A 22,916-nucleotide genomic window follows, 5' to 3' on the forward strand; every position below is an offset into this window, starting at 1 on the left:
TTACTGCACCTCAGAAGCGATCCACGCGTCGACCTGCTCTTCGAGAATATCGAGCGGAACCGGCCCGTTGGTCAGCACAACCTCATGGAACATGCGGATGTCGAAATCATCGCCCAACTGCGTCCGCGCGCGTTCTCGCAGCTCCATAATCTTGAGCTTGCCGATCATGTATGCCGTCGCCTGGCCGGGATAGACTAGGTAGCGTTCGATCGCCTTGCGGATGTCGCCATCGGGGTTGGGCGTATTTTCAGTGAGGTAGGCAATACCTTCCTCGCGGCTCCAGCGGTGGTGGTGCATGCCGGTATCAACGACGAGGCGGCACGCGCGCCACAACTCCATGCCCAACCGGCCAAAGTCGGAATAGGGATCGGTGTAGAAGCCCATGTCCTTGCCGAGCTCCTCGGAATAAAGTCCCCAGCCTTCGGTGTAGGCGGTAAACCCGCCAAACCGGCGGAACGGTGGCAGATCGCCCAGACCGGTCTGGATCGAACGCTGCATATGGTGGCCGGGCGAAGCCTCATGATAGGCGAGCGCTTCCAGTTCGTTGCGGCTCATATCACGCAGATTGTAGAGGTTCACGTAATAGGTGCCGGGGCGTGAGCCATCAGGTGCAGGGCTCTGGTAGAATGCCTTGCCCGCGCTTTGTTCGCGGAAGGCTTCGACCGGCTTCACCTGCAATTCGAATTCGGGAAGCGTGATGAAGAATTGGGGCAGGCGTTCGTCCATCGCCGCCAGCACCTCGTCCACTTCGGCGAGGTAATCCTCGCGGCTGGTGTGGAAGAACTGGTCGCCATTGCGGGTGTGCTGGAAGAACTCCTGCAAAGTGCCTTCGAAGCCGACCTGCTCCATGATGGCGCGCATTTCTCCGTGGATGCGGGCAACTTCGCGCAAACCGATCTGGTGCACTTCGTCAGCCGTGAGGTCGGTCGTCGTGTAGTATGACAAGAGAGCGTCATAATATTCGGCACCACGATCAAAGCGCCAGATGCCATCGTCAGTCGGGGCCATTGCCTGCTGGCGCTGCATTTCGGCACGCAGGCGCGCGAAAGCGGGCGCGGCGCTTTGCGCCCAGGCCACTTCGGCATCGGTGACCAGGCTACCGCTCTGGTCCTCGCCCAAATCAAGCACAGCGACTTCGCTGCGGAAATCCTCAAGCACGGCATTGTCCATGCCTGCCGAGAGCAGGTTCTCGATGTCATTAAGGACATAGGGATAGACCCAGTCCGGCGGCATTACGCCGTTGTCGGCGCGTTCGGCCGATTGTGCGATCAGGGTATCCAGCAGCGGCCCAATACCCTCGATACGCTCAATGTAGGATTGCGCGTGGGAAGCATTCTGCACCACATGATTGTTGATCAGGAAGGCCGGAATGCCGCTTTGTGCACCGTTCATCTGGTCAAAGATGTAGCCGTAATCACGGTAAGGCCAGAGCAATTCCGAACGCGCATTGGTTGCTTCGAACAGACGGTAGGAAAGCGCATCCTGCCCGCCCAGCTCGCCAAGATCATATCCCGCGCGCATCCGCGAAAGATAGGCCATACGCATTGATCGCTGCGCCGCATCGGCTTCTTCGGAAGGATCATTCCACAGTCCGTAATCCTCATCACGAATGCCGCGGTAGGCCTTGGTCTGCGGAGACAGCTCCAGCGAGGCAGCATCGTAGAGCTCGAAGAAATCATTTATATCAGCAGGCACCTGAACTGCAGGACTGGTATCCGCAGGAGCCGCTGCGGTTTCGACCTGATTGGTGGCGCAGGCGGCGAGCGCGAAAGCGCTGGTGGCAAGCGCGGCATTGCGCAGGAACTTGGCTGTCATGGTGGTCGTGATCCTCTCTTTGCGTGCCATGCACGTATAAGAAAGTATCGGATCCGCAAAGAGTGCCAAAAAAAGGGGCGGCAATCAGCAGATCGCCGCCCTTAAAGTGGAGAACTCGTTACGCCCAGCGTGCCGAGCCCTTCGGGTCGCAAGAACCTGCTACACGAGTCGTGTTACAGCTGATTGTAAGAAGGCGACACCAAAGCTCTGGTGAGGATTACTATCCGGCAATTTTGCGCCGGGCTTGCGCATCAATGCGCTATGCTGCCAATGGGGCGGCATGCTCTATAGCCTCCTCCGCCCCGCCATTTTCAAACTCGATCCAGAGCGTGCGCATCGCCTTGCGATCACCGCGCTCAAACTTGGGCCGGAAGGCAAGCCACCCGCGCACGGCGGGCCGCTGGAAACGACGGTAGCGGGCATCGCCTTTGCCAATCCGCTCGGCATGGCTGCGGGTTTCGACAAGGATGCCGAAGTGCCCGACGCACTTTTCGGCCTTGGCTTCGGCCATGTCGAGGTCGGCTCGATCACGCCGCGCCCGCAGATGGGCAATCCGAAGCCGCGCCTGTTTCGCCTGACGGAAGACCGAGCGGTGATCAATCGCATGGGATTTAACAATGGCGGGGCCGAATTGGCGAAATTGCGGATCGAAAGCCGCGCGCCGAGCTCGGGCATTTTGGGCATCAATATCGGTGCGAACAAGGATAGCGAGGATCGCATCGCTGACTACGCCGCGATGGCACGGATCATGGCCCCGCTCGCAACCTATCTCACCGTCAATATCTCCAGCCCCAATACGCCCGGCCTGCGCGCATTGCAGGATGAAAGTGCCTTGGTCGAACTGCTCGCTGCGGTTCTCGAAGCCCGCGGCGGCGAGGGTCCGCCGGTCTTCCTCAAAGTCGCGCCCGATCTCGAACCCGCCGACGTCGATGCCATCTCGCGCATCGCAATCGACAAGAAGCTCGGCGCGCTGGTCGTTTCCAACACCACCATCGACAGGCCGCCGCTGCAGTCGCCCGACAAAGGTGAAGCCGGCGGGCTTTCAGGCGCTCCGGTCAAGACCAAGGCCCTCACCAGATTGCGCGATTTCCGCAAAGCGACAGGCGGCGCAATCCCGCTTGTCGGTGTGGGCGGGATCGCCACGGCGGAAGATGCATGGGAGCGCATTCGGGCGGGCGCCAGTCTGGTGCAGCTATACAGTGCAATGACCTATGCCGGGCCAAGGATTGCACGCGCCGTGACGGCCGGGCTGGAGGCGCTGATGAAGCGCGATGGCGTGTCTTCCATTGCCGAGGCAGTCGGAAGCGAATAGCAAGCACGGCATGACCTTGTTCCGTATCTTCCTCGCCGTCCCCGCACTTATCTCGCTCGCTGCCTGCCAGTCCGGTGTGGCAGAAGCGCCCGTCATCGCCGCGACCACGCCCATGATTCCCGGGGTTGTGAGTGCTGCCGATCCGCGGGCTGCAGAGGCCGGGGCAGAGATCCTGCGCCAGGGCGGCAGCGCCACCGATGCAGCGATTGCCACCATGCTGGCATTGACCGTGGTCGAACCGCAAAGCTCCGGCATCGGTGGCGGCGGCTTCTTCGTGCGGTCCGAAAACCATGCCGATGGCGCGCAGATCGTAACACTCGACGGACGCGAGACCGCACCCTCGCAAGCGGGGCCGGACTGGTTCCTCGATACCAATGGCGAACCGCTGAGGTATCGCGATGCAGTGATCAGCGGACGCTCGGTGGGTGTGCCGGGCAATATCGCGCTCGCCGCGGAGGCGCACCGGCGCTACGGGCGGCTCGAATGGGCGCAGCTGTTCGCGCCCGCCATTAGGCTGGCCAGCGAAGGGTGGGAGCTCAGCCCGCGCAGCGCCAGCTTCCTTGATCGCTCACGCGGGCGTGCCGATTTCCAAGAAGAAGGTCGTGCCCTTTTCTACGATGCCGATGGTGAACCACTGCCAGCTGGGACTTGGCTGACCAACCGTACTCTCGCCGGAACTCTGGAAAACATTGCCGAGCATGGTCCGGACTATTTTTACGACACTATCGCCGAAGATCTGGCCGCGCACGTCAGCGCCAACACGCCGGGCGATGCGGGCATGATCACAGCAGACGTGACATCTTACGAAGCGATGGAGCGCGATGCCTTGTGCGGGACCTATCGCGAATTCCGAATCTGCAGCATGGGTCCGCCGTCGTCCGGCGCGACGACGGTGCTCTCCATCCTCGGCCAGCTCGAGCGGTTCGATATGGCGGCGATGGGGCCGGAATCGCCCGTAGCGTGGCACCTGTTCGCCGAAAGCCAGCGCCTCGTCTATGCCGACCGCGAGCTCTACCTGGCGGATAGCGATTTTGTCTCGGTCCCGGCGCGCGGGCTGGTCGACCCGGACTATCTCGCCATGCGCAGCCAGTTGATCTCGCCTGACAGTCGCATCGATGAACCACAAGCAGGTGTACCGGACGGAGTGGTCCATGCCTTTGCGGACGGAGACGAGCCGGTCGAGAACGGCACCAGCCATTTTGCAGTCGTCGATAGCGCGGGCAATGTCGTTTCATGGACCTCCACCATCGAAGGCGCCTTTGGCTCCGGCCTGATGTTTGGCGGCTTCTACCTCAACAACGAATTGACCGATTTCAGCTTCCGTCCCGAGCGGGATGGTGCCCCGGTCGCCAATCGCGTTGAGGGCGGCAAGCGTCCGCGCAGCTCCATGTCACCAACCATTGTTTTCGACATTGACGGTAATCCAGTGCTCGCCATCGGCGCGGCAGGCGGCAGCACGATCCCGGTACAGGTGGCAAAAGCGCTGATGGGCTATCTCGACTGGGGCATGACAGCGCAGGAGGCCATCGCCCTGCCCATGCTCTATTCGCCCGGCGACACAATTGCGATCGAAGAGGACAATGCGGTTCCCGGTCTGCAGGAAGCGCTTGAAGCGATGGGTCACAACGTTCGCACAACCAGCCTCCCGCTCAAAGCCAATGCTGTCGAATGGGTAGGCGATCACTGGATCGGTGCCGCCGATCCGCGCAGCGAGGGAACATCTGTTACCCAATAGGCTTGATTGCAGAAGCGCGGGGCAAACTTGCCCCGATGCCCAACCGAGCCTAATTCGCGTGTAACACAATTTCAGCCGGCGAAGATCGGCAGCAGGAGAGACAGCGCGTGCAGCTAGACGATATCGACAATGCTAAGAACCTGGTCGACCTGTTTCTGAAACGGGCCGATCAAAAAGGTGATGCGCCTTTCCTTGGCGCAAAGAGGGATGGAGCCTGGCAGACCATCTCCTACGCCGAAGTAGCCGAACGGGTGTGCCTGCTGGCAGAGAAGCTGCGCGAACTGGGGCTACGCGATGGTGACCGGGTGGTAATCGTTTCCGAAAACCGCCCCGAATGGTGCATTGCCGATCTGGCGATTATGGCAGCCGGCTGCATCTCAACCCCCGCCTACACCACCAATACAGAACGCGATCACTGCCATATTCTGGACGATTCGGGCGCGAGCGCAGTTGTGGTATCCAACCAGAAGCTTGCAAGCGTGCTGTTCCCGGCCATCATGAAGACGGGCAAGGCGCGCCACGTTATTGCAATCGAGCCGATCCCCTCCTCGCAGTCTGGCTCTTTCGATCTGCATCACATGGATGACATGCTGACGGGCGACGCGGTTGCCGCGCGGGCCGCTGTCGAAGCGCGGATTGCCGATATCAAACGCAGCGATACCGCCTGCATCATATACACCAGCGGCACCAGCGGAGCGCCGCGCGGGGTACTGCAACCGCATGGGGCCATCCTGTGCAATATCGCCGGGGCAGCGGACATTCTGATGGAGGATTTCGGAGTAGGCGAAGAACGCTTCCTGTCCTTCCTCCCGCTCAGCCATTCCTATGAGCACACCGGCGGCCAGTTCCTGCCGATCAGTGTCGGCGCGGAAATCTACTATTCGGAAGGGCTGGAAAAGCTCGCCAGCAATATCGAGGAAACCCGCCCAACCTTTATGGTGGTGGTGCCGCGTCTGTTCGAAGTGCTGCGCACGCGCATCATGAAGCAGATCGAAAAGCAGGGTAAGGTCGCGAATTACCTGATGGACCGCGCGCTGAACATTGCAGGTCACGCGAGCGAACGCGGCAGCAAACGCCTCATCGACATTCCAATGGATTTGATTCTGGAGCGCACCCTGCGCCCCAAAATCCGGCAGAAGTTCGGCGGGCGGATGAAGGCAATGGTTTCCGGCGGCGCGCCGCTCAATCCCGAAGTCGGCAATTTCTTCGAAGCGATGGGTCTCACCATGCTGCAGGGCTACGGCCAAACCGAAAGCGGGCCGGTAGTTAGCTGCAACCGGCCCAAGGCGGGCCTCAAGATGGACACCGTGGGCCCACCAATGCGCGGTGTCGAAGTGAAGATTGCCGATGATGGCGAGATTCTGGTTCGCGGCGAACTGATCATGGCGGGTTACTGGCAGCGGCCCGAGGATACGGAAAAGACGCTTGAAGGCGGCTGGCTCCATACCGGCGATGTCGGCCATCTCGACGAGAAAGGCCGGATCAAGATTACCGACCGCAAGAAAGACATCATCGTCAACGACAAGGGCGACAATGTCGCGCCGCAAAAGCTCGAAGGCATGCTGACACTGCAGCCCGAAATCAGTCAGGCGATGATCATGGGCGACAAGAAGCCCTATATGGTCGCGCTGATCGTGCCCGATGCCGAATGGGCCCTGCAATGGGCAAGCGCCAACGATATTCCCTTCGATATGAAGGAATTGCAGCATCTCCCTGCGTTCAAAAGCGCGATCAAGGCCGCAATCGACCGTACCAACAAGGACCTTTCGGTGATTGAGAAGGTGCGCAAGTTCGAGCTCGCGGACGAACCGTTCTCGGTCGATAATGACCAGATGACGCCAACGATGAAGATCCGGCGCCCGTTCATCATGGACGCCTACGGGGAACGGCTGGAAGCGCTCTATTAAAGCGAAGAAGGTGCCCTAACGCGATTTTTACCCTGCTCTGACAGATAGCCCTGCTTATGCGACTAGCCGTGAGCACACAGGTGCCACACGGCATTGTTATTGCAGGGGAATTCAATGCTGTTTCACTCGTTGGCCAAACGACCGCGCGCAGGTGCCATGGCCGCCCTCCTCCTTGCTGGATCGGCAATGGCGGGCCTGCCTTCTCACGCATTGGCGCAGGATGGTACGGTCGATGATCGTCTTGCAGCGCTCGAAGCGCGGCTGAACCAGCTTGAAAGCGAAAATCGCGAACTGCGGGCCGAAGTCGAACGGCAGGAAAGTACTCAGGCAGCAGTGCCGCCACCCCCACCCGCTCTTCCCGCTTCGGCGAATAGCCGGAGCAATGCGAATCACGAGGGAGAGCGCGATCTGGTCGGAATCAGCAGCGAATATGCATTCGCCATGCTCGATCATACCGAAAACATCACCACGCGTCCGCTGGTTCAGCTGGAGGCGCAGCAAGATGGCTTGCTGGACAGCCGAGTCACATTCTCCGGACAGGTTACGGCCATCGCCAATTACCAGTGGACCGATACGGACGACAAATTCGGCTACCTGATGCGTCACCCCACAAGCGCCAACCAGCTGGGTGACAATGTTTCCGAAGCCGTACTGCATTCCGCGTCGCTGGCAGTGACCGCTGAAGTCGCGCCGCGGGTCACGGCCTATGCCGAATTGCTGTACGATCCGCAGCAGAGCTTTGGTCGCGGAACAATCACCTCGCTCACGCGCAACCAGGTGCAGCTGCGCCGCGGGTGGGTGATGTATGGCGATCTCGATGCGACCCCGGTCTATGCGCTCGTAGGCAAGATGGACGTGCCTTTCGGATTGAACGATTCGGTCAACCCATTCACCAATTCGACCAACTGGCACGCCTTTGCTGCGCTGGCATATGGCGCACAGGTGGGCTTCGTTTCCGATGGCTTCCATATCCGCGCGATGGCAGTGCAAGGCGGGTCCCAGTTCCGCTCCGCCAATGTTCCTGTACAGGGCAGCTCGACACCATCGCGGCTCAACAACTTTGCCGTCGATGCGCGCTACACGCTCGATCTGGGGGGCTATGGCAACCAGATCATGGTTGGCGCGAGCTATCTGCATGGCACCGCCTATTGCCAGGGTTATCCGGTCGTGCACTTCAACCCGTGCGCAGACAACAATCCGGGCATCGCTGCCTACGCCAGACTGGAGTACGGCGATCTCGACCTGCTGGCAGAATATGCGCAAACCACTCAGGTCTGGGCGGGAACGCAGGTTCCCGATCCGACCAACCCGCTTAGCGTTTTCGAAGCTTTTGCCCCGAGTGCGCTGACGCTAGGTGCGCGGTACGGATTTGGCCAGCGACTTAATACCGGCGCACGGCCGCTGCATCTCTCGCTCGAATTCTCGCGCTTCCTTGCCGGACCCCAAGGAGCGCCGTGGCGCCGCCAGAACCAGATGGTCGCGGGCCTTTCATGGCAACCGCTGCCCAACGTAAACCTGTTCGGCGAATTCGTGCATGTTGATGGGTTCGTGCCGCTCAACTTCCTGTCGGGCGGAAACTTCCCTGACGGCAGCACCTGGTCTGACCCGGATGTCGATACCAATGTGATTGTCGCAGGGGCGCAAGTGGCGTTCTAAGCCGCTTCGGCGTCTACCTTCTCAGGGAAAAAGCCGGGTTCGCGCGGGCTCCATGCAGGGGCCGTGGCGGCGGATTCGCTTAGGCTTTGCAGCAGCATCTTGCGGCGGCACGGCTGGATCTGCGGCAAGGCCGCGGCTCCGCAAAACGTGCCGGGCAGGAAGGGCCGTGCAGCGGCACCCAAGAGGCGTTCGTAGAGGAAACGGTAGGCCGAGAAGCTGTCGATCTGGTTCTGCGCCAGATCCTGTGCCGAAATGCGGATCACCGCGCCCATGAAGGCATCGATACCATCGTATCCGGCACCGGCGGGCACGGCGTCGCGCAGCTGGCGCAGCTCGCGATAGGCGAGGTATTGCGAGCGGATAGCGCGCTGATCGGCGGCACTGCGGCTCCACACCTTGAAAGCATCGCCGCGGCCAAGCGCAATGTCGAGCCCACGCTCAATAAACGCACGCTCGTGCTCCGTGAAGCTCGCGAATTCGCGCATTTCGGCAATTGTCATCGAAGCGGTTTGCGCTTTGGCCATGACAGGCTCTCCAATGGTTGGAGGCCGACAATCGCGCACTATGGTTAATATATGGTGTGAGGAGAGGGCTGGGTGACTGTTTGAAAGCGCTATGTTTGTTTTTCGAAGCCGCCTCCGCGGGTTCGTCCTCGGTGCTGTTCGCTTCGCTCCGCTACGCGGCACCTGCGGTCGCCCGGTCGGGCTCTGTCGTGCGCTAGTCGCGCCCGATGCCAGTACAACGCTGATAAATCGCGCCAAGAACCGGGTGCGAATTGCTTACCGTGTCGCGGAGCTCGCTCGGCGAATGCCGAGCGCAAGGGCGACCGCCCGCCCGCAGCGGGCGCAGCTTGCCTGCGCATCTAGCGAGGACGCATCGACGGAGGTCGATGCAAAAAACAAACTAGATCAAACCCGCCAACGGCGAACTCGGATCGGCATACTTTCTGCGCCCCATACGGCCCGCAAGGTAGGCTTCGCGCCCTGCTTCGACCGAGAGCTTCATTGCGCGAGCCATGCGGATCGGGTCTTTGGCCTCGGCAATGGCGGTGTTCATCAACACGCCGTCGCAGCCGAGCTCCATAGCCACCGCGGCATCAGAAGCCGTGCCAACTCCGGCATCGACCAAGACCGGCACTTTCGCACCTTCAACGATGAGCCGGATCGTAACCTGGTTCTGGATTCCGAGACCCGAGCCGATGGGTGCACCCAGGGGCATGATCGCTACTGCACCCGCTTCTTCGAGCTGCTGCGCGGCGATCGGATCGTCGACGCAATAGACCATCGGCTTGAAGCCTTCATTGGCGAGCACTTCGCATGCGCGGATCGTCTCGACCATGTTGGGGTAGAGCGTGCGCGCTTCGCCCAGCACTTCGAGCTTAACGAGGTCCCAGCCGCCAGCCTCACGTGCCAGCCGCAGCGTACGGATCGCATCGTCTGCTGTGAAGCACCCCGCCGTATTCGGCAGATAGGTTGTCTTCTTGGGGTCGATGTAGTCCATCAGCACGGGTTGGCTGGGATCGGAAATATTCACCCGGCGAACCGCCACGGTGACGATTTCTGCGCCTGATGCCTCGACGGCTGCAGCGTTCTGCGCAAAGTCCTTGTATTTGCCGGTGCCCACGATCAGGCGGCTGTTGAAGCGCTGCCCAGCGACTTCCCAGCTGTCATCGGTATTGTTCGGATTCGTTTCTGCTTCGCTCATGCGCGCGGCGGTAATGGGCTGTCCTTTGCGTTGCAAGGCTCTCGAGGCCGGGACTCAGCCGCCACCAACGAAGTGTACGATTTCCAGATGGTCGCCATCGGTTAGCGCAGCAGCTTCAAGCCCGGAGCGCGGTGAAATCTCACCGTTGTGCTCGACCGCGACCTTCTGCGGCTCAAGCCCAAGCTCTCGCACAAAGTCGGCAATCGTTGCAGCGGCCGTCTTCCGCGCATCGCCGTTCACAGTGAGAGTAATCTGCTGAGCCATCAGCAATGCAGATAGGGCCTGTCAGGCCTTGCGCAAGTTCAGGATGTGGCCGGCGGCAACGAGGCCCACACCAATCATCGTGAGCACCGCCTCTTCAGTGCCGTGGCCCACGGCCAGTGCACCGCCCATGAAAGACAGCCCGGTCATCGCCACCACGAATGGCGTCCGGCGCCGGTGACGTACCGCACCAAGCCCGATTGCAACGCCAGCAACAAGAGTGGCGAGCAGCAGGCCAAAGCGATGAATCGCCGGATCGAGCAGGAAAGTCGCGCCCAGGCCCAATCCGGCGACGAGCACCAGTCCGGCCACGCAGTGCAAGAGGCAAAGCGCCGACAAAAAGATGCCGACACGGTCCATCTTGCCGCGAATCCATGGTGCGAACTGAGCCATGATCGCTATGTATGTTATGCTGTATCATTGCGCAAGGGCGGAATCACCCGTGTGGGCTTTGCACCTGCCCGTTGGTGCGGCTTGCGAATCCGCCGTGGAGCGCGCAAATGGCCGCCCATGAATGCAACTTCCCTTTCGCACAGTACCGAGTCGGCAAAGTTCCCGACTCTTCGCCCCCTCGCGATTGCCAACTGGCTTTTTTGTGTCGCAATACTTGTGCTGATTATGGTGGCTGTCGGCGGGATTACGCGCCTCACTGAAAGCGGCCTTTCGATTACCGAGTGGAAACCGGTAACCGGCGCGCTGCCCCCGCTAAACGAAGCCGACTGGCAATCAGAGTTCGACCTCTATAAAGCCACGGGCGAATATCAGAACGTTACCGGCCCCGCAGGAATGGATCTGGCGGCGTTCAAGTTCATCTATTTCTGGGAATGGTTCCACCGTCTTCTCGGACGGCTAATCGGCCTCGCTTTCGCGCTACCGCTCGCGTGGTTCTGGATCAAGCAGGCCATCCCCGCCGGGTACAAGCCGCGCCTGCTCGCGCTGCTCGCGCTTGGCGGACTGCAAGGTGCCTTCGGCTGGTTCATGGTTCGATCAGGCCTCTCCACCGAGATGACTGATGTTTCGCATTTCTGGCTGTCGATCCACCTCCTCACGGCCTTCTTCACTTTCGGAGGGCTGATCTGGACTGCGCTCGATCTGCGACAATGGGCAAAGGGCAACACGCGGCCCGCCACATTGACGCCATTGGCATGGATCGCGGGCGTGATATTGTTTGTGCAGTTGCTGTTTGGAGCATGGGTCGCGGGGCTGAACGCCGGGCTGGTGTCCGATACCTGGCCGCTTATGCAGGGGCGCATAGTTCCCGAAGCCAACTGGACAAATGGAATTATCTGGGCATCCCTCTACGATCCTTTCTGGATTCACTTCGTTCATCGCTGGTGGGCCTGGGTCGCAGTCGTGGCGTTGACCGTCATGGCGCGCAAGGTAAGGTCGATTGTTCGACGGGCTTCCATTGCTATCCATTCGGCTTTCGGAACCCAGATCCTACTCGGTATTGCAACCGTTATGACCGGGGTGGAGCTATGGATAGCCGTGGCACATCAGGTGGTCGGCGCCCTGCTGGTCGGCGCATTCGCCTGGGGTGCCCATGTGCTAGGCAGGCGTGTATGAGTGAAGCTGGTGCAGCACTGATATGGTGTCCGTTTGGCGATGAGGCGTCCGCGCGAGAAGTGGCGGAGACATTACTGTCAGAACGGCTGATCGCCTGCGCCAACATTCTCCCGCATGTGATGGCGGTGTTTCATTGGGAAGGCGCTGTGCAAAGCGGTCAGGAAGTAGGCGTGCTATTCAAGACGACACACGCCTGTCTCGAAAAAGCCGTGGCACGACTTGAGCAATTGCATACTTACGATACCCCCGCCATTATGGGTTGGCCCGTAGATGCCGCGCCGCCGGCGACTCTGGGCTGGTTGGCAGATCAGATACGGGGAGGGGAGTAGCTATGAGCAGGATGGACCGCCGCGGTTCTATACGCCTCGCGATTGCCAGTGCACTCGCCGCCATCCTATCGACCAAGGTCAGCGCAAGTCAGATCGACACCGGCAGTCGTATCGCTCCACCGACGCGTCCGATGCGGTTTTGTCGCATCGTGGAGCGCGATCTGGTGGATGGCCAAAGCTTTCGCGTCTCGCGCGGCTTTACGGTTGAGTTCAGCCAGATTGCCGAAGGCTACCTGATTTCCGGACGGCAGAGCGATGTTTCGGTCAACGCACCGGATGCGCTAAGCAGCTTTGCCGAGCTGGAACAGCAGCGCGATGAAAGCGGGCTGTTTCCCCTTGAGCTCAACCCATTCGGACAGATTCAATCAGTCAACTCGGATCGTCTGGGAGAGGAACAGATAGAGGCAGCTGTAGAGCAGGCTCTGTCCGCCATCGCACGATTGCCCATGCCTGAAGACGAGCGCGAGCAGGCGCGGTTGTTCGTCGCCGCTCTGCACAATACCGGACAGGGGATTACGGCGCACATGCCGCATGATCTGTTTGCTCCCGCCAGTCTGCCCCGCCGTACGCAGCAGGTCATCGCTTTGCCTGACGGTGCTGCTGGACGCGTGGAAACGTTGTTCGATGGTCAGCTTGATCCGCAAACCGGGCTGATGTCTACCGCCGTGCGGGAGATTGTCACGGCAGTCGACGGCAGCGAAAGAACCACCCGCGAGGAATGGTCGTTGACCCCGGTTTGACGGGGGAATAGCAACTGCTTTCCGCATACGGTATCATTTTACCTCTCCGCAATAGCGCGGATTTGCTTGACTTCGCGGGGGTAAAGCGACAAATGCGCGCCTTCGCTGGCTCCGGACCAACATGATTCTGTTCGCAGGATATTGCCGGACCAAAGCCACGACAAAGTTCGCACACGAATAACAGGAATCACAAGCCATGAAGGCTCTGAGCAAGACCACCCGGTCAATCAAGCCGGCCGAGGTCGAGAAAAAGTGGCACATCGTTGATGCCGAAGGTCTCGTCGTAGGCCGTCTCGCAACGATCATCGCCAACATTCTGCGCGGCAAGCACAAGCCGAGCTTCACTCCGCACGTCGATTGCGGTGACCATGTCATCGTTCTCAACGCCGACAAGGTGAAGTTCACCGGCAACAAGGCTGCCAAGAAGGTTTACTACAAGCACACCGGTTACCCGGGTGGCCTGAAGGAAACGACTGCCGAGAAGGTTCTCGAAGGTCGCTTCCCGGAGCGCGTGCTTGAGAAGGCTGTGCAGCGCATGATCCCGACCGGCCCGCTGGGCCGTGCGCAGATGAAGAACCTGCACCTCTACAACGGCACCGAGCACCCGCATGAAGGCCAGAAGCCTGAAGTGCTCGACGTTGCCTCGATGAACCGCAAGAACAAGGTGTCCGCATAATGGCTACCGAAGAGAAGAACACCGCTTCGGATCTGTCCGATCTGAAGGAAGTCGTTGGTGACGCTCCTGCAGCCGACGCAGTTGAGGCCAATGTCGAAGTTCCCAGCACGCCGCTGCGTGAGCAGGAAATCGACGCACAGGGCCGCGCCTATGCAACCGGTCGTCGTAAGGACGCTACCGCACGCGTTTGGCTGAAGCCCGGCACCGGCAAGGTCACCGTGAACGGCAAGGATCAGGAAGTGTATTTCGCACGTCCGACGCTGCGCCTCGTGATCAACCAGCCGTTCGCTATTTCGGAGCGTGAAGGCCAGTATGACGTTGTTGCAACCGTGACCGGAGGCGGCCTCTCGGGCCAGGCCGGCGCAGTCAAGCACGGCATCAGCCAGGCACTGACCCGCTACGAACCGGCTCTGCGTGCCACGATCAAGGCCGCTGGCTTCCTCACCCGCGACAGCCGCGTGGTTGAGCGCAAGAAGTATGGCCGCGCGAAAGCACGTCGTAGCTTCCAGTTCTCGAAGCGTTAAGTTTCGGAGGCGAAAGCCTCTCACCAGTTTCCTCGACGGAGGAAAATGCGAAGGGCGGCCCCCACGAAGGGTCGCCCTTTTTGCATTCAGTGATGCGTTTCGGCCTCTTCGTCCGCGCCCGCCAGCAGCCCATCCACTTCGCGCGTGAGCTGATCGATCCCGAGAGGCTTCGCCAGATAGCTGCTCGCCCCAGCTCGGCGAATTTCTTGCTCGTCACGCTGGCCAGCATAGGCAGTGATCGCGATAATCGGAATATGCTTGGTATCAGGATTGCGCTTGATCTGGCGGATCAGCTTGCGGCCCGAGACATGTGGCAAGTGGATGTCCATCGTGATGAGGTCAGGCTCAAACCGATCGACCGCATCGAGCACATGTGCGCCATCGTCCACGACCATCAGCTGATAGCCGCGCTGCTGGAAGACCGCCTCGTAGAACATGCGGTTCAACAAGTCGTCTTCGACAATCAGCACCTTCGTCATGACCTATGTAAAATGCCGTAGGTCAGGCGTGCGTTCCCGACGATTGCGCCCAAATGCCATCAAACAGGGGCAAACTGAGCCAGTCTAGTGCACCGGAGGGTCCGTTCGCGGCACATTGCCGACCGGCGCTACCGGTTCTCCCGGCTCGCGTGGCGGCATGGCGTCAGGTGGGACATCGTCAATCTGCATGTCAGCCGTGTCGATATCGCCCAGTGTGCGCACACGCACATCGAGCTCTTCGCCGTCCCAGGTCAGCTCGTTGAAGCTGGGCGGAGTCGAGCGTATGCGCTGCGACAATGTGCCTGCTCCAATCATCCGGACGGGGCCGTGCGGTGTGTCTTCCATGATATCGAACGGATCGTGGACATGGCCCGACATCACGCCGAGCACATTGCGCTTCGCGAGCTCCTCCAGGGCAAGACTGCCGTTGCGCGTCAGCGCGGTGCCTCGTGTGCCCGTCTCGCGCAGTGGGTGATGGACCGTCACCAGCGCACGCATGCCATCAGGCAGGGCGTCCACCTGGCGCAGGCAATCCGCCAGCGCTGCCTTAGTCACCCGCCCCTTGGACCAGTTGAGCCGCGGCTGTGCGGGAACATTGGTGTTGAGCGGGACAAGAGCGAGACCTGGAAGTTCGATCCGCCGCTCCACAACATCGCGAAAGGCTTCGAAACGGTTGAGCGGACGAAAATATCGTTCGGGAAGGTAATAGGCAGGCAAATCGTGATTGCCCGGCTCAACCGTTACCGGGACGGGCAAGGAGTGGATCCATTTCTCTGCTGCAGCAAATTCATGGTGCCGTGCACGCATCGTCAGATCGCCAGTGATGGCCACCGCATCAGGCTGGCGCGACGCTATTTCCCGTTCGACCCAGTCGAGCGCTTCGTTGTCCTCCAGCCCGAAATGGATATCGGAGAGATGAAAGAGGAGCTTGGGCGCGGTCATGGTGCAGCCGCGCTAGCAGCATGTGCCCCGCCATCGCCAGTGCCAAATGGCATCAGATCTTGCGCTTGAGGATCAACCATGCAGCCCCGGCATTGATCGCGGAATAACCCAGATAGGCCCACAACCAATGCGTATGGCCCAGCCGCACGGCATAAAGGGCGCCGCACAACAGCAAGAACTCCAGTGCAAGGCTGAACAAACGAAACGTGCGTCGCGATTCAGGTGGCATATCGCTCACCATCCGGTGGCCGCTTTCAAGAACGGCACGGTGCCAGGCAAAGTTTCCCATGCCGAGAAGAAGGGTAACGATGATGAAAACCATGAGCGTGATTCTGCCGCAGTCTCCGTGAAAGGGCAATGCGCACTTGGTCGGGTGTAAAATGTCGTTGGTCGGACGCTGGAATCGCTCGTCGAAACCGCATCCCCGCATATCGAGTCCGGGAAGATTACATCTGTAGCCCGGCATATACCCCAAATCGCACCGCAGCCGTTCCAGTCCCACCGGCTGCGGTGCGACCCTCCTTCCGGGACAGAGGAGGAAGGATGGAGACCCCCCAATGAAACGACTTTCTGCTTTGGCACTTGCCGTCGCCACGTCTGGCATAGTGCTTTCACCCGCCATCGCTGAAGCCCAGGACCAGGGCCGTACTACAAGCGTATCGTACGCCGACCTCGACCTATCGACCGATGAAGGCGTTGAAACGCTCAACTTCCGGATCGAGCGCGCCGCACGGCAGATCTGTGGCTTCAATGAGCATGAGACCGGCACGCGCATTCGCAGCCAGGAAACACGCCAATGTGTGACCGAGGCGCGCGAACGCGTCGAAGATAACCTGGTGGTCGTGTTCGGCGAATAACCTTGCCAAGCAAGACCCCCTAAAGGGCGCCTTCCCCCCCGGAGGCGCCCTTTTCCTTGGAGATCACAGTTTTGGGAGTTGATTACAGGGCGCGCGAGTATCAGCGCCCGGCCATGGCCTTTACGCGCTTGAGATAGGTGCGCCCGATGCGCAGCTCCTCACCATCTTCCAGTTCGGCACACCAGACACCCAGCCCTTCATGCTTCAATCCGCGGATAAAGTCGCGGCGCAGAATGGTTGAACGGTGGATGCGGATGAACTTTTCCGGGTCGAGCTTCTCTTCAAGGCCCGCAATGGTCTGCAACAGCAGGTAGCTCGTGTCACCGACATGCAGGCGGACATAGTCGCGCTCGGCATCAATGCGGAAAACTTCGGCCGCCTCGATGCGCAGCAGTTCAGAGCGGTGCGGCACCCAGAATTCGGAAAGCCACTGATCGTCATCTTCCGCTTCTCCGCTCTCGCCGCGGCGATTTAGCGCGCGCTCGATAGCACGTTCGAGACGGTCTGACGCGACAGGTTTGAGAACGTAGTCGATCGCTTCGAGGTCGAAAGCTTCAACAGCGAAATTCTCGTGCGCAGTCACGAAGATAACCGCCGGATTGGTGTCTTGATCCTTCGCCGCCTTGGCCACCTGCAGACCGTCCATGCCGGGCATGGTCATATCGAGCAGCAACAGGTCTGGTGACAGCTTTTCCGCCAAGCGAAGTGCGGATTCGCCATCATTGGCGGTGCCGACAACCGTCAGTTGCGGCATCTCGGCACACAGTACCTGCATCCGCTCGATCGCGAGCGGTTCATCATCAACGATCAGCGTGCGTAGAGTGGGCGGATTATCATTCATACCGATTGTCCCGAGCTTGTCGAAGCGTCATGCGGCAACCTTTTCACGCTCTTTGATGCGTTTCAGCGGCAGACGGATATGGGTGGTGAAGCCTTCGGGCGCATGGCCGGAAACAACCGTCGCTTCGTTGCCGAAGCGCGCTTCCAACCGCTCACGAACATTGTTGAGGCCAATGCCAAAGCCGGGCCGCACTTCTTCGTTCTGCGCAGCCGAGGTGCCATTGTCCGACACGGTCACGACCAGTCGCCCATATTCCTCGCGCGCAGAAAGCGTGATGGTCACCTGCCCCGTAGAAGGAGCCACTGCATGCTTCACCGAATTTTCCACCAGCGGCTGCAGAATCATGCCGGGAATAAGCGCGCTCTCCAGCTCTTCAGGAATATCGTATTCGGCCACCAGTCGCATGGGAAAGCGCACCGACTCGATATCCAGATAGAGCTTCTGCTGGGCGACTTCTTCGCGCAGCGGTACATCGGCTGTCGTGTCGTCCGCCAGACTGCGACGATAAAACGTGCTGATCATCTGGATCATCTTCTCCGCTGCCTGCGTCTTGCTCGTAAGCACCAGGGCGGAGAGCGAATTGAGCGTGTTAAAGAGGAAGTGCGGATTGACCTGATAACGCAGCGATTTCAGCTCTGCCGCCTTGGCCGCATTGCGGAACTGCTGTTCCCGCCGCTCAGCCACGCGCGCGCGCTCACCCGAAAGCAGCGCCAGATAGAGCGCACACCACGCCAGCATCATGAAATAGCGGCTAAAGGTAATCTCGACGATGTACTGGACATTGCCGCGCTGCATAAACTGGCTGATGCCTTCGAGCCGTTCTTCATCAACCTCGGCAGCATCAGCTGCGCCGCTGGTTTCCACCAGTTCCTGCAGGACCTTCTCGTTCAACTGCGACTGCAGATCGGCAAAAACGAGGCGGTTTGCCTGCATGCTGAGCAAGGCCGCGGGAAGAGCAAAAACCAGCGCGGCAGCGATCTTGGCCCATAGCGGACGCGCATCAAACGGGCGCAACACGACCCACAGTCCGAGCGTAATTATGACGCCAGCCGAACAGGTGATCAGTCGCCGCTCGAACATCAGTCCGGCATTGTCCATGCCAAGCATTTCCGCGCGCAGCGTCATAAGCGCGAGGTATGTCGCCCAAAGTCCGACAACAGAGGCCAGCACGATCTTGAACGGAACACGCGCCACGGCCTTTTTGGATTCTACCATTTCCATTTTGCCCGTTTAGCTGCCCCAGGTATAAATCCCCACCCCGCGAGGTGGTTTCTATCGAAACAAGAGCAACGCTGGTCGATGAAACGAAGGGTTTTTGGTGGTGAAAAGCGCGATTCCGAACAGAATCACGCCTTCAAAAGCCCCTCTTCGCGGATTTTTTCGCGCCAGTGCAACGGGGCGAGCGTGTGAACGTTGTTGCCCTCGCTATCGACCGCGACCGTCACTGGCATGTCTTTCACAGTGAACTCGTAGATCGCTTCCATGCCAAGATCCTCGAAAGCGACCACTTTCGCTTCTTTGATCGCCCGCGCCACAAGGTAGGCCGCGCCCCCCGTGGCCATTAGATAGGCGACCTTGAAGCGACTGATGACTTCAACCGCATCATGCCCGCGTTCGGCCTTGCCAATCATGGCGAGCAGGCCGAGATCGAGCATCATTTCGGTAAACTTGTCCATCCGCGTGGCCGTGGTCGGTCCGGCAGGGCCGACAACTTCGCCCATCACCGGATCAACCGGGCCAACATAATAGATCGCACGGCCCTTGAACTCGACGGGCAGCTCTTCGCCCTTCTGCATCATGTCGTGAATGCGCTTGTGTGCCGCATCGCGCCCCGTGAGCATCGCGCCGCTCAGGAGAAGTCGGTCGCCATGCTTCCAACTTGCGACTTCCTCCGGCGTCAGATTGTCGAGATCGACGCGTTTGGCTTCCGCATCCGGCTCCCATTGCACATCCGGCCAGGCATCAAGATCGGGCTGCGGGATATAGGCAGGGCCGGAACCGTCCATCGTGACATGCGCATGGCGGGTGGCTGCGCAATTGGGAATCATCGCGACGGGCTTGCCTGCGGCATGACACGGCCAGTCGAGGATTTTCACATCAAGCACGGTGGAAAGGCCACCAAGACCCTGCGCGCCAACGCCCTGAGCATTCACTGCATTAAAGATATCGATGCGTAGCTGCTCGATATCGGTCTGTGCGCCGCGCTCCTTTAGCTGCGCCATATCAATGGGATCCATCAGCGATTGCTTGGCGAGCTTCATGCAATGCTCTGCCGTGCCGCCGATACCGATGCCGAGCATCCCCGGCGGGCACCAGCCCGCGCCCATGCTGGGGATCTGTTCGAGCACCCAATCGACGATATTATCGCTTGGGTTCATCATCTTGAACTTGCTTTTGTTCTCGCTGCCGCCGCCCTTTGCCGCAACATCGACTTCCACCGTGTCGCCCGGCACCATCTCCACGCTCAGCACGCATGGCGTATTGTCGCGTGTGTTCCGGCGAGTGAATGCCGGATCGGCCAGAATAGACGCGCGGAGCTTGTTCTTCTCAAAATTATAGGCGCGGCGTACGCCTTCATCGACCACGTCCTGCAGGCTCTTGTCGGAGACGAGGCGACAGTTCTGGCCCCATTTCAGGAAGACGTTGACGATGCCGGTGTCCTGGCAGATCGGGCGGTGCCCTTCGGCGCACATGCGGCTGTTGGTCAGGATCTGCGCGATGGCATCCTTGGCCGCCGGGCCTTTCTCCACCTTATAGGCCTCACCCAGCGCCTGAATGTAGTCCATCGGATGGTAATAGGAGATGTATTGGAGCGCATCCTGGATCGTTTCGATCAGGTCTTCCTCGGTAATGGAAATCATGTCGCTCATCGTTTTGTCACTCCAGTTGGTCGAGACCCCTTAGGCATTCCCCGCCCAAAAGGTCAAAGCCCTTGGCGACGGGGCTAGCAAGTCCTAAGGCACCAACGAGTTGACGAGACAAGAATTTGCCACGGGAATTGACTACGTGACCACTGCCGAAATGACAGAAACCGACACTTTCGCCCGCGCTCGCCGTGCGATGATCGAAAGCCAACTGCGCACCAGCGGCGTCAACGCCGAATTCGTGCTGAAGCGCATGAGTGTTGTGCCGCGCGAGAAGCATGTTCCCGCCACCAAGCAGAGCGCAGCCTATATGGACCGCGCCATTCGCCTGGATGGCGGCGCGCTCGCATCTCCGCTGGTTCACGGCATGATGCTGCAGGAAGCCGAGCCGCAGGCGGATGAGCACGTGCTCATCGTCGATAACGGCTCGGGCTACCTTCCCGAACTGGTGGGTCCGCTGGTTGCCGAAATGACCGTTATCTCGCCCGAAGATGCGCTCAAGTCCGGGCGCAAAGGCAAGGGTGCTAGCCTGCTGCTGATCGACGGCGCTGTTGAAGAAGTGCCCACCAAGCTCGCCAATCGCCTTGCCGAAGGTGCGCGCATTGTCACCGGCCTCACCACCAATGGCGTCACCCGCATTGCCGTAGGGCGCAAGAGCGACAGCGGCGTTTCGCTGCTGCCGGTCCACGATATCGGCATGCCGCAGATCGCCGCATTCGACAAACCCAAAGGCTGGAGCTTCTAATCATGCGCACCCGGCGAATTATAGCTGGCCTGCTCGCCGGGAGCATGATGCTGACTACCCCGGTCTCGGCCGAAACGCTGAAAGAGGCGCTGGTCCGCACCTATAACGACAACCCGTCTCTCGCTGCGGCACGTGCGCAGTTGCGTGCGACCGACGAGACGGTGGTTATCCAGCGCGCGTCCGGTCTGCCGGGCGTCGATGCAAGCGGCAGTTTCTCCGAACTCGTGCGGCAGAGCACACCCGCGGTTGTTTCGCCGCAAAGGCTGGTGCGCGGCAATGTAAGTTTGAACGTGCCTGTCTATCAGGGTGGTGCGGTGCGCAACGGCATTCTGGCTGCAGAGAACCGGGTCGAAGCCGGGCGCGCCGACTTGCGCGGGACCGAGAGCTTCATTTTCTCGCAGGTTGTCGCCGCCTACATGGACGTGATCCTCAACGAAGCTCTGGTGGATCTCTCGGCCAACAATGTCGAAGTTCTCGATATCAACTTGCAGGCAACGTCCGACAGGTTCGAGATCGGCGATCTGACGCGCACAGACGTGGCGCAATCGCAAAGCCGTCTCGCAGTTGCACAGGGCAATCTGCAGAATGCGCAGGCCAATCTGGTAAATGCGCGCGAGCAGTATCTGGCACTCACAGGCCTTCCCCCGGTTGATCTGCAGGCCCCGCCTCCGCTGCCCGGTCTGCCAGCCACCCCCGACGATGCGGTTGATGTTGCGCTGGAACACAACCCCGACCTGATTGCCGCGCGCGAAGCGGCAGAAGCGGCAGGATTTGACACCGAAGTTGCCGGATCGGGCCGTCTGCCGCGGCTGAGCCTGTTCGCGTCGACCGACTATCAGAATTTTCTTGGCACGCTTCCCAGTGGTAGCAATTCCGGGACTGACCTGACCGTTGGCGCGCAAGTCTCCATTCCGCTTTTCCAGGGCGGCCGTCCCGCCGCCCAGCAACGCCAGGCGAGCGCATTTGAGCGCGCCGCCCTCGAAAACGCCATTGCCGTCGAGCGAAACGTGATCGCGCAGGTCCGTGCGGCTTTTTCAAGCTGGCGTGCGGCCAATGCTGTTATCGTATCGAGTGAAGCTGCTGTCGATGCCGCCGAGCTGAGCCTTGAGGGCGTGCGCGCCGAAAATACCGTCGGTAATCGTACCATTCTCGACATTCTCGATGCGCAGCAGGAACTGCTCAACGCACAGGTCCAGCTCGTCACCGCACGACGCAACGCCTATGTCGCCGGCTTTACACTGCTTGCTGCAATGGGGCGTGCCGAAGCGCGCGATCTGGGGCTGGAGGACGAAGGTCCGCTATACAATCCCATCGACAATTACGATCGCGTGCGCGGGATCATCTGGGATTGGCAGCGTGACCCGCAGCCCGTTGCCACAAGCTCACGCACCGTTGACATCCCGGCGCAACATGGTGAGATATCGGTTAACGAACCATCGGGGGACTAGATGCGTCAGGAAGGCGAACCGTCGGTCGAGGAAATCCTCGAATCGATCAAGCGAGTGATTGATCGCGATTCGGTGAAGGAGGAAAAGTCTCCTTCGCCGCGCAAATCGCCGGTTGTGTCGCCGCTTGAACGCAGCGCTTTTGCGCTCGATTCTGCGGATGATGACGCGGACGAAATTCTCGACCTCAGCGAAGCCGGTGCACCAATCGAGGAAGAGGAAGCTGCGGAAGTCGATGCTTCGCTGACCAATGATCAGGCGGCCGATGCCATGCGCAAATCGCTCGCCGCGCTTTCGATGCTGTCCGAACCGCCTGCCAAGCCGCAGATTGTCCGGTCGGGTGAAACCTCGCTCGAAGGCATGGTGCGTGAAATGCTTCGCCCGATGCTTGCGCAATGGCTCGATGCCAACCTGCCCGACATGGTGGAGCAGCTCGTGAAGGCCGAAATCGCCCGGATCGCGGGCAAAAAGCGCTAACCCTGCCTCATTCCCTAGAAGAAATCGCGAGAGCCGAAGCT

At 60.2% G+C, this 22,916-nt stretch carries 24 protein-coding genes; 13 read left to right on the forward strand and 11 right to left on the reverse strand.

Going from position 1 to position 22,916, the window contains the following annotated elements:
• Positions 1 to 1,815 carry a DUF885 domain-containing protein gene (locus tag OOZ52_RS10140; protein ID WP_274698405.1) on the reverse strand — a complete coding sequence of 605 codons (1,815 nt, stop codon included), beginning with the start codon at positions 1,813 to 1,815 and terminating at the stop codon, positions 1 to 3.
• Between the two features lie 280 nt (positions 1,816 to 2,095).
• Here OOZ52_RS10140 and OOZ52_RS10145 point away from each other — a divergent pair, with 280 nt between their 5' ends.
• The 4 genes from OOZ52_RS10145 (at position 2,096) to OOZ52_RS10160 (ending at position 8,425) form a co-directional block, all read left to right on the forward strand.
• Positions 2,096 to 3,127 carry a quinone-dependent dihydroorotate dehydrogenase gene (locus tag OOZ52_RS10145; protein WP_274698406.1) on the forward strand — a complete coding sequence of 344 codons (1,032 nt, stop codon included), beginning with the start codon at positions 2,096 to 2,098 and terminating at the stop codon, positions 3,125 to 3,127.
• 10 nt (positions 3,128 to 3,137) lie between these two features.
• Positions 3,138 to 4,862, forward strand: coding sequence for a gamma-glutamyltransferase (gene ggt, locus OOZ52_RS10150; protein WP_274698407.1), 1,725 nt, complete (start codon positions 3,138 to 3,140; stop codon positions 4,860 to 4,862).
• A 107-nt stretch (positions 4,863 to 4,969) separates the two neighbouring features.
• Complete coding sequence (locus tag OOZ52_RS10155; protein WP_274698408.1) at positions 4,970 to 6,769, forward strand: AMP-dependent synthetase/ligase; 1,800 nt, start codon at positions 4,970 to 4,972, stop codon at positions 6,767 to 6,769.
• A 156-nt stretch (positions 6,770 to 6,925) separates the two neighbouring features.
• On the forward strand, positions 6,926 to 8,425 hold the full coding sequence (locus OOZ52_RS10160; protein ID WP_274698409.1) for a hypothetical protein: 1,500 nt from the start codon (positions 6,926 to 6,928) through the stop codon (positions 8,423 to 8,425).
• On the opposite strand, the gene OOZ52_RS10165 is transcribed toward OOZ52_RS10160, so the two are convergent.
• The 4 genes from OOZ52_RS10165 to OOZ52_RS10175 all read right to left on the reverse strand — a co-directional run bounded on the left by OOZ52_RS10165 (position 8,422) and on the right by OOZ52_RS10175 (position 10,783).
• The gene (locus tag OOZ52_RS10165) at positions 8,422 to 8,949 is read right to left on the reverse strand and encodes a hypothetical protein (RefSeq protein ID WP_274698410.1); all 528 of its coding nucleotides are present in this window, start codon (positions 8,947 to 8,949) and stop codon (positions 8,422 to 8,424) included. The two genes, OOZ52_RS10160 and OOZ52_RS10165, sit on opposite strands and share 4 nt — an antisense overlap.
• Positions 8,950 to 9,328: 379 nt before the next feature.
• The gene (locus OOZ52_RS10170) at positions 9,329 to 10,129 is read right to left on the reverse strand and encodes a bifunctional sulfur carrier protein/thiazole synthase protein (protein WP_446698121.1); all 801 of its coding nucleotides are present in this window, start codon (positions 10,127 to 10,129) and stop codon (positions 9,329 to 9,331) included.
• Between the two features lie 54 nt (positions 10,130 to 10,183).
• The gene (gene thiS / locus OOZ52_RS12845; protein ID WP_446698122.1) at positions 10,184 to 10,393 is read right to left on the reverse strand and encodes a sulfur carrier protein ThiS; all 210 of its coding nucleotides are present in this window, start codon (positions 10,391 to 10,393) and stop codon (positions 10,184 to 10,186) included.
• Between the two features lie 21 nt (positions 10,394 to 10,414).
• Entirely contained in the window at positions 10,415 to 10,783 is a 369-nt protein-coding gene (locus OOZ52_RS10175) for a MerC domain-containing protein (RefSeq protein ID WP_274698411.1), read from the reverse strand.
• A gap of 117 nt (positions 10,784 to 10,900) precedes the next feature.
• Here OOZ52_RS10175 and OOZ52_RS10180 point away from each other — a divergent pair, with 117 nt between their 5' ends.
• The 5 genes from OOZ52_RS10180 (at position 10,901) to rpsI (ending at position 14,225) form a co-directional block, all read left to right on the forward strand.
• Positions 10,901 to 11,956, forward strand: coding sequence for a COX15/CtaA family protein (locus OOZ52_RS10180; RefSeq protein WP_274698412.1), 1,056 nt, complete (start codon positions 10,901 to 10,903; stop codon positions 11,954 to 11,956).
• Positions 11,953 to 12,285, forward strand: coding sequence for a divalent-cation tolerance protein CutA (gene cutA / locus OOZ52_RS10185; RefSeq protein WP_274698413.1), 333 nt, complete (start codon positions 11,953 to 11,955; stop codon positions 12,283 to 12,285). The genes OOZ52_RS10180 and cutA overlap by 4 nt, the downstream gene beginning before the upstream one ends.
• Positions 12,286 to 12,287: 2 nt before the next feature.
• Complete coding sequence (locus tag OOZ52_RS10190; protein ID WP_274698414.1) at positions 12,288 to 13,025, forward strand: hypothetical protein; 738 nt, start codon at positions 12,288 to 12,290, stop codon at positions 13,023 to 13,025.
• Positions 13,026 to 13,221: 196 nt separating this feature from the next.
• Positions 13,222 to 13,701, forward strand: a complete 480-nt coding sequence (gene rplM, locus OOZ52_RS10195; protein WP_274698415.1) for a 50S ribosomal protein L13 — start codon at positions 13,222 to 13,224, stop codon at positions 13,699 to 13,701.
• Positions 13,701 to 14,225 (forward strand): 30S ribosomal protein S9, encoded by a 525-nt coding sequence (gene rpsI / locus OOZ52_RS10200; protein ID WP_274698416.1) that lies wholly within the window; start codon positions 13,701 to 13,703, stop codon positions 14,223 to 14,225. Before rplM ends, rpsI begins: the two co-directional genes overlap by 1 nt.
• An 86-nt stretch (positions 14,226 to 14,311) precedes the next feature.
• Here rpsI and OOZ52_RS10205 read toward each other — a convergent pair whose 3' ends face one another.
• The 3 genes from OOZ52_RS10205 to OOZ52_RS10215 all read right to left on the reverse strand — a co-directional run bounded on the left by OOZ52_RS10205 (position 14,312) and on the right by OOZ52_RS10215 (position 15,968).
• The gene (locus OOZ52_RS10205; protein WP_274698417.1) at positions 14,312 to 14,704 is read right to left on the reverse strand and encodes a response regulator; all 393 of its coding nucleotides are present in this window, start codon (positions 14,702 to 14,704) and stop codon (positions 14,312 to 14,314) included.
• Between the two features lie 84 nt (positions 14,705 to 14,788).
• The gene (locus OOZ52_RS10210) at positions 14,789 to 15,646 is read right to left on the reverse strand and encodes a metallophosphoesterase family protein (protein WP_274698418.1); all 858 of its coding nucleotides are present in this window, start codon (positions 15,644 to 15,646) and stop codon (positions 14,789 to 14,791) included.
• Between the two features lie 52 nt (positions 15,647 to 15,698).
• Positions 15,699 to 15,968, reverse strand: a complete 270-nt coding sequence (locus OOZ52_RS10215) for a hypothetical protein (protein ID WP_274698419.1) — start codon at positions 15,966 to 15,968, stop codon at positions 15,699 to 15,701.
• A gap of 235 nt (positions 15,969 to 16,203) precedes the next feature.
• On the opposite strand from OOZ52_RS10215, the gene OOZ52_RS10220 reads away from it, so the two are divergent.
• Positions 16,204 to 16,503: a UrcA family protein gene (locus tag OOZ52_RS10220; RefSeq protein ID WP_274698420.1), complete on the forward strand. Its 300-nt coding sequence runs from the start codon at positions 16,204 to 16,206 to the stop codon at positions 16,501 to 16,503.
• A 100-nt stretch (positions 16,504 to 16,603) separates the two neighbouring features.
• Here the strand turns inward: OOZ52_RS10220 and OOZ52_RS10225 are convergent, their stop codons facing one another.
• The 3 genes from OOZ52_RS10225 to OOZ52_RS10235 all read right to left on the reverse strand — a co-directional run bounded on the left by OOZ52_RS10225 (position 16,604) and on the right by OOZ52_RS10235 (position 20,205).
• Positions 16,604 to 17,344: a LytR/AlgR family response regulator transcription factor gene (locus OOZ52_RS10225; RefSeq protein ID WP_274698421.1), complete on the reverse strand. Its 741-nt coding sequence runs from the start codon at positions 17,342 to 17,344 to the stop codon at positions 16,604 to 16,606.
• Positions 17,345 to 17,371: 27 nt separating this feature from the next.
• A complete protein-coding gene (locus OOZ52_RS10230; RefSeq protein WP_274698422.1) occupies positions 17,372 to 18,565 on the reverse strand; it encodes a sensor histidine kinase in 1,194 nt (397 codons plus the stop codon).
• Positions 18,566 to 18,690: 125 nt separating this feature from the next.
• Entirely contained in the window at positions 18,691 to 20,205 is a 1,515-nt protein-coding gene (locus OOZ52_RS10235) for a fumarate hydratase (protein WP_446698125.1), read from the reverse strand.
• A gap of 145 nt (positions 20,206 to 20,350) precedes the next feature.
• Between OOZ52_RS10235 and OOZ52_RS10240 the strand changes: the two genes are divergently transcribed.
• Genes OOZ52_RS10240 through OOZ52_RS10250 form a run of 3 tightly spaced genes read left to right on the forward strand, consistent with a single transcriptional unit; the run spans position 20,351 to position 22,875 of the window.
• Complete coding sequence (locus OOZ52_RS10240) at positions 20,351 to 20,953, forward strand: protein-L-isoaspartate O-methyltransferase family protein (protein WP_274698424.1); 603 nt, start codon at positions 20,351 to 20,353, stop codon at positions 20,951 to 20,953.
• Positions 20,954 to 20,997: 44 nt separating this feature from the next.
• Positions 20,998 to 22,401, forward strand: a complete 1,404-nt coding sequence (locus tag OOZ52_RS10245) for a TolC family outer membrane protein (RefSeq protein ID WP_274698425.1) — start codon at positions 20,998 to 21,000, stop codon at positions 22,399 to 22,401.
• Entirely contained in the window at positions 22,402 to 22,875 is a 474-nt protein-coding gene (locus tag OOZ52_RS10250) for a DUF2497 domain-containing protein (protein WP_274698426.1), read from the forward strand.
• Positions 22,876 to 22,916 lie beyond the last annotated feature (41 nt).

The organism is Aurantiacibacter sp. D1-12 (assembly GCF_028858515.1).
Classification (GTDB): Bacteria; Pseudomonadota; Alphaproteobacteria; order Sphingomonadales; family Sphingomonadaceae; genus Alteraurantiacibacter.